We start from the raw sequence: 11,865 nt of genomic DNA, 5'->3' as shown, positions 1-11,865 counted from the left end.
GCGATGCACAAAGATCTCCTGCTGCTGGCGCGAACCGAGCGGGCGGTTCGCCGCCATCTGCTCGTCTGCGTGGCGGCGGCCGTGCTCGCCGGGCTGCTGGTGCTGGCGCAGGCCGAGCTGCTGTCCGGCGTGCTCTCGGGCGCGCTCACGACCGCGGCGCTGCTGCCCCTGGCCGGCGTCGTGGCGGCGCGTGCCCTGTTCGGCCTCCTCCACGGCGCGGCGGCCGGGCGCACGGCGTCCGCCCTGAAATCGGTGCTGCGCGGGCGGCTGCTGGCCCGGTTCGGCGAACTCGGGCCCGCCCGGCTCGCCTCGCGCCGCTCCGGCGAGCTGGTCACCCTCGCCGGGCGCGGGCTGGACGCGCTGGACCCGTACGTCACCGGCTACCTGCCCGCGGTCGCGGTGGCCGGGGTGGTGCCCGTCGCCGTGCTGGCCCGGCTGTTCGCCGCCGACCTCGGCACCGCGGTGATCGTCCTGGTGACGCTGCCGCTGATCCCCGTCTTCGGCGCGCTGGTCGGATGGCGCACCAAGGAGGTCACCGACCGGCAGTGGCGGGCGCTCTCCCAGCTCGGCGGCCACTTCCTGGACGTCGTGCGCGGGCTTCCCACCCTGCGCGCCTTCGGACGGGCCCGCTACCAGGCCACGGTCATCCGCCAGGTCGCCGACGCCCACCGCGCGGCCACCATGCGGACGCTGCGGGTCGCCTTCCTGTCCTCGCTGGTCCTGGAGCTCGTGGCCTCGCTGTCACTGGCCCTGGTCGCCGTCCCGGTCGGGCTCCGGCTGCTGTCCGGCTCCCTGGACCTGCGCGTCGCCCTGCTGGTCCTGCTCCTGGCCCCCGAGGCGTACATCCCGCTGCGCGCGATGGGCACCAAGTTCCACGCGGCCATGGAGGGCGTCGCCGCGGCCGACGACGCCTTCGCCGTCCTGGACGACCGCGCCCCCGCGAACGACGACGCCCCCGGGGAGAAGCGGACCTCGTCCGATGAGACGCCCCCCGTGCCGGCGGCGACCCTCGGGCCCGAAGCGAGCTCCGCGCCCGAGGCCCCCGTGCGCGCGGCGGCGGCCGGACGGCTCGGCGCCGTGCCCGCCGGGGTGCCGGAGATCCGCCTGGAGGACGTCACCGTCCGGTATCCGGGTCGCGAGGACGCCGCGCTGAGCGGCGTATCGCTGGTGATCGCGCCGGGCGAGCGGGTGGCGCTCACCGGGGAGAGCGGGGCGGGCAAGAGCACCCTGCTGCACCTGCTGCTCGGCTTCGTGACGCCGGCGCGGGGCCGCGTGCTCGTCGGCGGCGCCGACCTCGCCGATCTCTCCGAGGACGAGCTCGGCCTGTGGCGGGCACGGCTGGCGTTCGTGCCGCAACGCCCGCACCTGTTCGCCGACACGGTGTCCGCGAACATCGCGATGGGCTCCGGCGCCTCCGCCGGCCACGTGCGGGCCGCGGCCGAGGCCGCCAGGGCCGCCGACTTCGTGGCCGCCCTTCCCGAGGGCTACGCGACCGTGCTCGGCGAGCGCGGCGCGGACCTGTCGGCGGGCCAGCGGCAGCGTCTGGCGCTGGCCCGCGCGTTCTGCCGTCCCGGCGCCGAGGTGCTGCTGCTGGACGAGCCCACCGCCCGCCTGGACGGCCGCAGCGAGGCCGCGATCGTCGAGGCGACCCGCACGCTGGCCGAGGGCCGCACGGCCGTCATCGTGGCGCACCGCCCGGCGATGATCGACCTGGCCGACCGCGTCATCCGCGTCGAGAACGGCCGCGTCGTCTCCGACCGCCCCGTCGTCCGCGTCCCCGCCGGCCTGACGGGAGAGTGAGCACCCCATGAACTCCCAGACCCCCACACCCGACGCCACCACCCCCCGTACCCCCGCACCGGATCGCGCCCCGGCCGGCGGCGCCACGGCGTCCGGAGGCGCCGGGCCGAGGCCGGAGCGGCGGGCGCGGGGGCGGCTCGTGGCGGCCGCCGCGGCGGGCGCGGCGGCGGAGCTGGCCGCGCTCGGGCTGATCGGGGCCGCCGCGTGGCTGATCACGCGGGCGGCCGAGCAGCCGGAGCTCGCGGCGCTGAGCGTGGCGATCGTCGCGGTGCGCGCGTTCGCGACCAGCCGGGGCCTGTTCCGGTACGGCGAGCGGCTGGCGGGCCACGACGTCGCACTGCGCGCCCAGGCCACCACGCGCGAGCGCCTGTACGAGGCGCTGATTCCCTCGGGGCCGCTCGGGCACCGGGGCGCCGACCTGCTGAGCCGCATGGTCGACGACACCGACGCCGTCCAGGACCTGCTCGTCCGCTGCCTGCTGCCCGCCGTCGCGGCGGCGGTGACCGCCGTCGCCGCCACCACGCTGGCCGTCTTCCTGCTGCCGTCCGCCGCGCTCGTCCTGCTCGCGGGCCTCGCCGTGGCCGGGGTCGCGCTGCCCGCCGTGACCAACGCGGCCACGCGCCGCTGGGCGGCCAGGCTCGCCCCGGCGCGGGCGGAGCTGGCGGCCCGGGTGGCCGACCTGGTGCACGGCGCCGCGGACCTGGCCGCCTACGGCGCGGGCGAGCGGGCCCGGGAGGCCGCCGCGGAGGCCGACGCCCGGCTGGCCGCGCTGGAGCGCCGCAGGTCGCTGGTGAACGCGGCGGCGCTGGCGCTCGGCACCCTGGTCCAGGGCCTCACCGTCGCGGCGATCGTCCTGGTCGCGGCGCGCGCCGGCCTCGGCGCCGTGCCGACGGCCGTCCTGGCGCTGACGGCGCTGGTGTCGTTCGAGCCGGTCCTGCCGCTGGCGGCGGCGGGCGAGCGGCTGGCCGGGGTCACCGCGGCGCTGCGCAGGCTCCGCGAGGTCCGCGCGACGCCGCCGGCCGTCCCCGCGCCCGCCGAACCCGCCGCCCTGCCCGCGGGGCCGCTGACCGTCGTCGCGGAGGACCTGGTCGTCCGGCACTCCCCCGGCAGGCCGCCCGCGCTGGACGGCGTGTCGCTGACGCTCACCCCGGGCAAGCGGGTGGCCGTGGTCGGGCCGAGCGGCGCGGGCAAGAGTACGCTGCTCGCCGCCCTGATGCGCGTCGCCGAGCCCTCCTCGGGGCGGATCACCCTCAACGACGTGGACGTCCGCACGCTCTCCCCCGACGACGTCCGCGCCCGGATCACCGGCCTCACCCAGGACCCGTACGTGTTCCGCGCCTCGCTGCGCGACAACCTGCGCCTGGCGGGTCCCGAGGCGGGCCAGGAGGAGCTGGAGGCCGCGGTGCGGCGCGCCCGCCTGGACGCCTTCGTCGAGCGGACCGGATGGGACGCGACGCTCGGCGAGGACGGGCGCACGGTCTCCGGCGGCCAGCTCCAGCGCCTGGCCCTGGCCCGCGCGCTGCTGCGCGACCCGGAGGTGCTGCTGCTGGACGAGCCCGCCGAGTCGCTGGACGAGCGCACCGCCGACGCGCTCATGGCCGACCTGCTGGACGTCACCCACGGCCGCACGACGGTCCTGGTGACCCACCGGCTGCGCGGGCTGGAGGACGTCGACGAGATCATGGTCCTGTCCGAGGGCCGGGTCGCCCAGCGCGGCCGCCACGAGGACCTGCTCGCCGAGCCCGGCTACTACCGCGACCTGTGGGAGTCCGAGGCCCTCACCTCCGGCCACCGCTGACCCGCCCGGGAGGACGCTGGGCCGGGCGCCCGGCATGAGCCGTCCCCTCATGACGGCCGGCCTGCGGCCCGTGCCGGTAGCGCGAAGACAGGGGCCGCCGGGACCATCACGGTCCCGGCGGCCCCTTTCCTCGTCCGGCCACCCCCTCCTTCGGCCGGTCGGAGGTCAGCTCGACACGGTCCTCTCGGTGAGGGTGACCGTGACGGTGGCCGTGGCGCCGTTGCGCGCGTAGGTGACGGTCACCTTGGTGCCCGGCCGGTAGCCGCGCACCGCGCCGACCACGGTCTCGGCCCCGGACACCGGCTTGCCGTCCAGCTTGGTGATCACGTCGCCCGCCTTGAGGCCCGCCTGCTCGGCCGGGCTGCCCTGCTGCACCGAGCCGATGACCGCGCCCTGGGCGTCGCCGGTCGCGTCGGCGAGGTTGACGCCGAGGTAGGCGTGGGTCGCCTTGCCGGTCTTGATGATCTGGTCGGCGACCTGCGAGGCGGTGTTGATCGGGATCGCGAAGCCGACGCCGATGTTGCCGTCCCCGCCGTTGGTGGCGATGGCGCTGTTGATGCCGACCACCTGGCCGGAGGCGTTCACCAGGGCGCCGCCGGAGTTGCCCGGGTTGATGGCCGCGTCGGTCTGGATGGCGCCGCCGATGGTCGTGCCCGAATCCTGCGACTGCTGCTGCTGCCGCCCGAACCCGCCGCCCCAGCCGGGCGGGAGCTGCTGCTGTTGCTGGGATTCCCCGCCGACGGTCAGCGTGCGGTCCAGCGCGCTGACGATGCCGGCCGTGACCGAGCCCTCCAGGCCGAGGGGGCTGCCGATGGCGAGGACGGCGTCGCCGACCCGCAGCTTGTCGCTGTCGCCGAGTGCCGCCTTGGTCAGCCCGGACACCCCGCTCGCCCGCACGACCGCGAGGTCGGTGGTGGGGTCGGTGCCGACGATGGTCGCCGAGGCGGTCTTGCCGTCGCTGAACTTCACCTGGACCTGGCCGCCGCCCCCGGCGCCGGACACCACGTGGTTGTTGGTCAGGATCAGGCCGTCGGTGGAAAGGATCACGCCGGAGCCCTCGGCCTGCCCGCCGCCGCCCGTCACGGTGATCGACACCACGGACGGCTGCACGGCCTTGGCCACGTCGGCCACGGTGGTCGCGCTGGAGTCGGACGCGGGCCTGATGATCGGGCTGGTGACCACGGGCTGCCCGCCGGCGGCGGCGGTGGCGACGAAGGCCCCGGCGGCCCCGCCCCCGATCGCCACGGCTGCCAGGGCGAGGCCGGCGATGGCCTTGCGCCCGTTGGTCCACCAGGCCGTCGTCTCGCCGGGGCGCGCGGGGAGGGCCTGGGTCACGGCGGGGCCCTCCTCACCGAGCCACGTCCGCCGGTAGCCGCCCGTCTCGGGCGGCGTGTTACCGAACTGGCTCCATCCCCGCGAACCCGGCGTCTGAACCGGGGTGGTGTCGTCCGTCGTCTTCTCACGCGGGTCTTCGGTGCTCATCGCTCCCCCACTGTCATCCGCACTCGCCGTCATCCGGCGGCGGCCGGCTTGGGACCGGTAAATCAAGGATGACAAACGGCCGATAAGAGCTGCCTAAGCCCTGACTGAGGGTTTGCTGAACGCGCCTGAGCGTCGCGGCGGCCGTGGCGGGACGGCCGGCCTGGACGGCGGCGGCGCAGGTCAGAGGCGATGGGCGGCGGAATTGCCGAGGAATTGCCGCATGAGGGCGTGGGTAGGTTGGCCCCGCGATGCCCGTGAACCTTACGGGCGCATTTCCGGGGGCATTTCATGCGAATAATTGCGATATTGGGGATCATGTTGGCCGGGTTGGTGGCGGGCGCCGTCCCGGCCGCCGCGGAGGACGATCCGTCCGACCTGCTGGACGCGCTCTGGCGGCAGCAGATCGAGCACCCGCTGATGTCCGTCACCGTCCCCGACCCGGCCGGCCACCCGCGCACGGTCGAGTACGTCGAGATCGACGGGCACGCGGTGACCGAGGGGGACATCGTCATCGGGACGCCCGAGGAGGCGGCGGCGGGCGCCTTCCGCCTGCCCGGCGCCCGCCGCGCGGACCGGGTCCCCGAGACCCCGGATGGGGTCCCGGCGCGCTCGCGGGACTGCCGCGAGCCCGGCGCGGGCACGGTGACCACGCAGGACGGCGCGCTGTGGCCCGGCCGCACGGTGCCCTACGAGGTGTCGCCCGAGCTGCCCGCGGCGGCGCGCGAGGCGCTGGAGGCGGCGGTGCAGGACTTCCAGGGGTACACCTGCGTGCGGTTCGTGCCCAGGACCTCCGAGGAGAACTTCCTGCGCGTCCTGCCGGGCGACGGCTGCTACTCGTCCGTGGGCCGCGTGGGCGCGGGCGGGCAGGACCTGTCGATCGGGCGGGGCTGCGAGCACAAGGGCATCGTGATCCACGAGCTGATGCACGCGATCGGCTTCTACCACGAGCACTCCCGCTCCGACCGCGACGCCGCGGTGACCGTCCACCTGGAGAACGTCATCAAAGGCTTCGAGTCGCAGTTCAGGAAGCTGGACCCGGCCCGGAGCCGGCTGTTCGGGCCGCTCGACTACGGTTCGGTGATGCTGTACGGCAGGAAGTTCTTCAGCAGCAACGGGCAGGACACGCTGGTTCCGGCGGTTCCCGTCGAGATCGGCCAGCGAAGAGGTTTCAGCCTGGGCGACCTGGCCGCCGTGCGGACCCTCTACGCATGCCCTCCGCGCCGCCCCTGACCGCTGCCCGTCCCCTGACCGCGCGCTCGGCGGAAACCTCCGCGCGAGCCCCCGCCGCCGGACGCGCGGAGGCGGGCCACCCGGAAGGGTGACCCGCCTCCGTGACGGACCGCGGAACCCGGGACCGCCCGGGCCCCGGGACGTCCGGCTCAGGCCGCGGCGCGCTCGGCCACCGTCGCCGGGGTGAGCGCGATCTCCAGCACCTCGCGCACGTCGCTGACGGCGTGGACCGTCAGCTCGCGGCGGACGGCCTCGGGCACGTCGTCGAGGTCGGGCTCGTTGCGCGCCGGGATGAGCACCGTGGTGATGCCCGCCCGGTGGGCGGCGAGCAGCTTCTGCTTGACGCCGCCGATGGGCAGCACCCGGCCGGTGAGCGACACCTCGCCGGTCATCGCGACGTCCGGGCGCACCGGGCGGCCGGACAGCAGCGAGGCCAGCGCGGTGGTCATCGTGACGCCCGCCGAGGGGCCGTCCTTGGGGATGGCGCCCGCGGGGACGTGGATGTGCACCGAGCGCTCCTTCAGCGACCCGACCGGCAGCTCCAGCTCCGCGCCGCGCGAGCGCAGGTAGGACAGCGCGATCTGGGCGGACTCCTTCATCACGTCGCCGAGCTGGCCGGTGAGCGTGACGGCGGTGGAGCCGGTCTCCGGGTCGGCGAGCGACGCCTCGACGTACAGGACGTCGCCGCCCGCACCGGTCACCGCGAGGCCGGTGGCCACGCCCGCGACGGCGGTGCGCTGCGAGGACTCCGGCAGCGCGGACTCGGGGACGTGCCGCGGCCTGCCGAGGTAGCCCTCCAGGTCGGCGGCGCCGACCGACACCGGCAGCGCGGCGTCGTCCAGGGCGGCCTTGGCGGTCACCTTGCGCAGCACGCGGGCGATCGCGCGCTCCAGCGAGCGCACGCCCGCCTCGCGGGTGTACTCGCCGGCGAGGCGGCGCAGGGCCTCCTCGTCCACGGTGACCTCGGCGGCGGTGAGGCCGGCCTTGTCGAGCTGGCGGGGCAGCAGGTGGTCGCGGGCGATGGCGACCTTCTCGTCCTCGGTGTAGCCGTCGAGGGTGACGACCTCCATGCGGTCGATCAGCGGGCCGGGGATGGCCTCCAGGACGTTGGCCGTCGCCAGGAACAGCACGTCCGACAGGTCGAGCTCGACCTCCAGGTAGTGGTCGCGGAAGGTGTGGTTCTGGGCCGGGTCCAGCACCTCCAGCAGGGCGGCCGTCGGGTCGCCGCGGTAGTCGGCGCCGACCTTGTCCACCTCGTCGAGCAGGACGACCGGGTTCATGCTGCCGGCCTCGCGGATGGCCCGCACGATCCGGCCGGGCAGCGCGCCGACGTAGGTGCGCCGGTGGCCGCGGATCTCGGCCTCGTCGCGGACGCCGCCGAGGGCGACGCGGACGAACTTCCTGCCCATGGCGCGCGCCACGGACTCGCCGAGCGAGGTCTTGCCGACTCCGGGAGGGCCGGCCAGGGCCAGGACGGCGCCGCTGCGGCGACCGCCGACGACGCCGAGCCCCTGGTCGGCGCGGCGCTTGCGCACGGCGAGGTATTCGACGATGCGGTCCTTGACGTCGTCGAGCCCGGTGTGGTCGGCGTCCAGCACGGCGCGGGCGGCGGCGATGTCGTAGCCGTCCTCGGTGCGGACGTTCCACGGGATGTCGAGGACGGTGTCCAGCCAGGTACGGATCCAGCCGCTCTCGGGCGACTGGTCGGAGGTGCGCTCCAGCTTGTCGACCTCCTTGAGCGCGGCCTCGCGGACCTTCTCGGGGAGGTCGGCGGCCTCGACGCGGGCGCGGTAGTCCTCCTCCTCGGAGGCGGCCTCGCCGTTCAGCTCCGACAGCTCCTTGCGGACGGCGGCGAGCTGCTGGCGCAGCAGGAACTCGCGCTGCTGCTTCTCCATGCCCTCCTGGACGTCCTTGCGGATGGTCTCGGCGACGTCCAGCTCGGCGAGGTGCTCGCGGGCCCATTCGACGAGCTTGACGAGGCGCTCGGTCGGGTCGGGGTTCTCCAGCAGCTCGACCTTCTGGGCGGTCGTCAGCCAGGGGGCGTAGCCGGCGCTGTCGGCGAGCACCGAGGCGTCCTCGATCTGGTTCACGGCGTCGACGACCTGCCAGGCGCCGCGCTTCTGCAGGATCGTGGTGGCCAGCGCCTTGTACTCCTTGGCGTGCTCGGCGGCGCGGGCGTCGGCGGGGATCACGTCCATGCGGGTCGACTCCACCCAGAGCGCGGCGCCCGGCCCGGTGGTGCCGGAGCCGACGCGCACCCGCTCCACACCACGGACAACGGCGGCGGGTTCGCCGCCGGGAAGCCTCCCGACCTGCTCGACGACCGCCGTGACGCCCACGGCGCCGTACTTGCCGTCGATCCGGGGCACGAGCAGCACCCGCGGCTTGCTCGGAGACGAGGTCGACGCCCGTGCGGCGTCGATGGCCGCGCGGACCTCACCGTCCGACAGGTCGAGGGGGACGACCATGCCGGGGAGGACGACCTCGTCGTCGAGCGGCAGAACCGGGAGGATCAAGCTCTGACTCATGCGAACTCCAATGGGTTGAGTTACATGGACTCAATTAATGAGAGCCCTGGATTGTTCCCGAGCCTGCGCGTGTTCGCTGCCAGCGATCGTAATCCTGTAATCCCCGCAGTGGACGTCGCTCAGGAGAAGCGTCTGATCATTGAGTTCTCCCAGGTCGGAGACACGTTCGCTCCGGCACCGGCCGTTGCGCGCCCGAAGGCGGCCCTCGGCCACCACGGGACACTTCGCTCGACCACAGCCGGGTGCGCGCGCCTCCGGCTCCGATCACCGGGGGGATGCCCCCCCCCGGGTGGCCTTGCCGCCCATAACACTCCGGCCCGCCGCGTTCATCCCGCTCCCTGGTCCGCCGTTCATTCTTGAGGCCCGCCGTCGTCTCATCCCACCGATCCCCCTTGTCCGTCCGGCATCGGCGCCCCGGGGTGACCATGGCCGGAGATCGAGACCTGCACCGGATGCCCGGAAGAGGAGTTTCGTCCAGCATGATGGGCACCATGAGCGGCACACGCGGCGCGGAGGACGACCCCCAGGGCACGCAGAACACACCAGATCCGCAGGTCACGCAGACCACGCACGGTCTCGCCGGCCCCGGCGGCACGGACTCCCGGAACGGCACGGCCGGCGGGAGCGGCACGGTCGGAGGTGCCGGAGGTAACGGTGTCCGGGTGAACTCGGCCCGGGGCCGGTGGATCCTGCTGGCCACCGTGCTCGGGTCCGGGATCGCCTTCCTCGACAGCACCGTGGTGAACGTCGCGCTGCCCACCCTCGGCGAGAACCTGCACGCCTCGATGTCGGGCCTGCAGTGGACCGTGAACGCCTACACGCTCACGCTGGCGGGCCTGATCCTCCTCGGCGGTTCCCTCGGCGACCGGTTCGGCAGGCGGAAGGTGTTCGTCATCGGGGTCGCCTGGTTCGCCCTGGCCTCGGCCCTGTGCGGCCTCGCCCCCGACATCAGGACGCTGATCCTGGCCCGCGCCCTGCAAGGGATCGGCGGGGCGCTGCTCACCCCTGGATCGCTGGCGATCATCCAGGCGTCGTTCGCCCGCGACGACCGTCCGCGGGCCGTGGGCATCTGGTCCGGCCTCGGCGGGGTGGCGGGCGCGGTCGGGCCGCTGCTCGGCGGCTGGCTGGTGGAGTCCGCGGGGTGGCGGTGGGTCTTCCTGATCAACCTGCCGCTCGCCGCGCTGGTCGTGCTGATCGCCGTGCGGCACGTCCCCGAGACGAAGGACGAGTCGGCCACCGGGCGCTTCGACGTCCTCGGCGCGGCGCTCGCGGCCCTGGCGCTGGCCGGGATCACCTACGGGCTCATCGAGCGCGACGCCGCGCTGCCGCCGCTGGCCGCGGGGCTCGGCGTGGCCCTGGGCGTGGCGTTCGCGATCGTGGAGACGCGCCGCTCCCGTCCCGGGTCCCCGGTGCCCGCGCTGGTGCCGGTGCGCCTGTTCGCCCGCAGGGAGTTCACGGCCGTCAACGTGGTGACGCTGATCATGTACGCGGCGCTCGGCGTGGTGACGTTCCTGCTGGTCGTCGAGCTGCAGGTGGCCGCGAAGTTCTCCCCGGTCGCGGCCGGGACCTCGATGCTCCCGGTCATGCTGCTCATGCTGCTGCTGTCCCCGCGGGCGGGCGAGCTGGCCAGGCGGGTGGGCCCGCGCCTGCCGATGACCGCCGGCATCCTGCTGTGCGGGGCGGGGCTGCTCCTGCTGGCCCGGGTCGGCCCCGGGGCCTCGTACCTGGCCGACGTGCTGCCCGGCGTCGCCCTGTTCGGGCTCGGGCTGTCGGCGGCGGTGGCGCCGCTCACCGCGACCGTGCTGGCCACGGCCGACGAGCGGTACGCGGGGGTGGCGAGCGGCGTCAACAACGCGGTCGCCCGCACCGGCGGCCTGCTCGCGGTGGCGGCGATCCCCCCGCTGGTCGGCCTGACCGGCGCCGCCTACACCTCCGCGCCCGCGTTCACCGCGGGCTTCCGCACCGCCATGCTGACCAGCGCCGCCATGATGGCCTGCTCCGCCCTCCTGACCTTCCTCACCATCAGAACGAACGTCCTCCGCACCGCCCCCACCGAACCCGAACGCCCCACCGCCTGCGACCTCTGCGCCCCACCCCTGGAACAGCACCCCCCTACGAGGAAGGCAGGCCGCCACCCTTAGAGCAGGTACGGCGAGACCCCTCACCTTGCGGCGCCCCCTCAGTGCCGGGACGATCGGTGATCGTGAGCCGATGCCTGCGCGTACGACCGGCCGAACCGGCTGACTACGATCGCATCGTCAATGTGGTGGATGACCGGTGGGGGCGGGATGGGCGCGGAGAGAGCCATCGAGCAGGCCAGGCTGTCCTATGAGCGCGCTGTTTTCGTCGGTGACCTCGGTGGGCTGGCAGAGGCGGAGCGGGAGTTGGACAGGGCCGAAGCCGGTCTGGCGTTGGCTCGTGGCCGGATCTTGCACGCGCGGTTTCTGAATGAGCGGCATGAGGATCCGCGCGAGCTGGCGCTGTTCGAGCGTGCGACGCAGTTGTACCGGATGCTCGGTGATTCGACGGGCGAAGCCGAGTCGGTGTTCTGGCTGGGCTGTTTTCACCAGGTCGTACGAAATGATCTTGATAGTGCCCTGCCCCTCCTTGAGCAGGCATACGACCTGGCCACCCTGGCGGGAGACCGGTATACCCGGTCGGAGGCGCTTCGACATCTGGGGATCGCCGACCACCACGCGGGTCGGCTGGACGCCGCCCGGGAGCGTCTGGAGGAAGCGGCACGACTGCGCCGAGAGATCGGGCTGTTGGCCGGCGCCGCCGCGGATCAGGTCGGACTGATCTACATCGCCGTCGCACAAGGCCGGCGTGACGACGCGCTGGCACTGGCCGAGGAGGCGTATGCCACCGCCGAGGCCTGCGGGGCTCAACGCATCATGAGGCAGGTCACGGAAGCGCGTTCCCAGATCATGGCGCCGGACGCTGACCGTAGCGAGACCCGGGACTGAAAGGCGCCATGAGCCGCAGGCTCGTAGTGTCCGTAGCGGGCGACGGTCCTGTTGAGGATGA

General features: G+C 74.3%; 7 protein-coding genes. 5 read left to right on the top strand and 2 right to left on the bottom strand.

Annotation, left to right across the window (positions count from 1 at the left end):
• The first annotated feature begins 3 nt into the window (after positions 1 to 3).
• Positions 4 to 1,800: a thiol reductant ABC exporter subunit CydD gene (gene cydD, locus BJ981_RS26960; RefSeq protein WP_184614968.1), complete on the top strand. Its 1,797-nt coding sequence runs from the start codon at positions 4 to 6 to the stop codon at positions 1,798 to 1,800.
• Positions 1,801 to 1,807: 7 nt separating this feature from the next.
• A complete protein-coding gene (gene cydC, locus BJ981_RS26955; protein WP_184614966.1) occupies positions 1,808 to 3,598 on the top strand; it encodes a thiol reductant ABC exporter subunit CydC in 1,791 nt (596 codons plus the stop codon).
• A 165-nt stretch (positions 3,599 to 3,763) separates the two neighbouring features.
• Here cydC and BJ981_RS26950 read toward each other — a convergent pair whose 3' ends face one another.
• Complete coding sequence (locus BJ981_RS26950; RefSeq protein WP_184614964.1) at positions 3,764 to 5,080, bottom strand: S1C family serine protease; 1,317 nt, start codon at positions 5,078 to 5,080, stop codon at positions 3,764 to 3,766.
• Positions 5,081 to 5,395: 315 nt separating this feature from the next.
• On the opposite strand from BJ981_RS26950, the gene BJ981_RS26945 reads away from it, so the two are divergent.
• Positions 5,396 to 6,310, top strand: a complete 915-nt coding sequence (locus BJ981_RS26945; protein WP_184614962.1) for a M12 family metallopeptidase — start codon at positions 5,396 to 5,398, stop codon at positions 6,308 to 6,310.
• A gap of 149 nt (positions 6,311 to 6,459) precedes the next feature.
• On the opposite strand, the gene lon is transcribed toward BJ981_RS26945, so the two are convergent.
• The gene (lon, locus tag BJ981_RS26940) at positions 6,460 to 8,838 is read right to left on the bottom strand and encodes an endopeptidase La (RefSeq protein ID WP_184614960.1); all 2,379 of its coding nucleotides are present in this window, start codon (positions 8,836 to 8,838) and stop codon (positions 6,460 to 6,462) included.
• A gap of 491 nt (positions 8,839 to 9,329) precedes the next feature.
• On the opposite strand from lon, the gene BJ981_RS26935 reads away from it, so the two are divergent.
• Complete coding sequence (locus BJ981_RS26935; RefSeq protein ID WP_184614958.1) at positions 9,330 to 10,979, top strand: MFS transporter; 1,650 nt, start codon at positions 9,330 to 9,332, stop codon at positions 10,977 to 10,979.
• Positions 10,980 to 11,126: 147 nt separating this feature from the next.
• Positions 11,127 to 11,804, top strand: coding sequence for a tetratricopeptide repeat protein (locus tag BJ981_RS26930; RefSeq protein WP_184616429.1), 678 nt, complete (start codon positions 11,127 to 11,129; stop codon positions 11,802 to 11,804).
• Positions 11,805 to 11,865: the final 61 nt, after the last annotated feature.

This window comes from Sphaerisporangium krabiense (assembly GCF_014200435.1).
GTDB classification, from domain to species: domain Bacteria; phylum Actinomycetota; class Actinomycetes; order Streptosporangiales; family Streptosporangiaceae; genus Sphaerisporangium; species Sphaerisporangium krabiense.
Note: the sequence above shows the minus strand (reverse complement) of the source record. Positions and strands in the feature narration are given on the sequence as shown.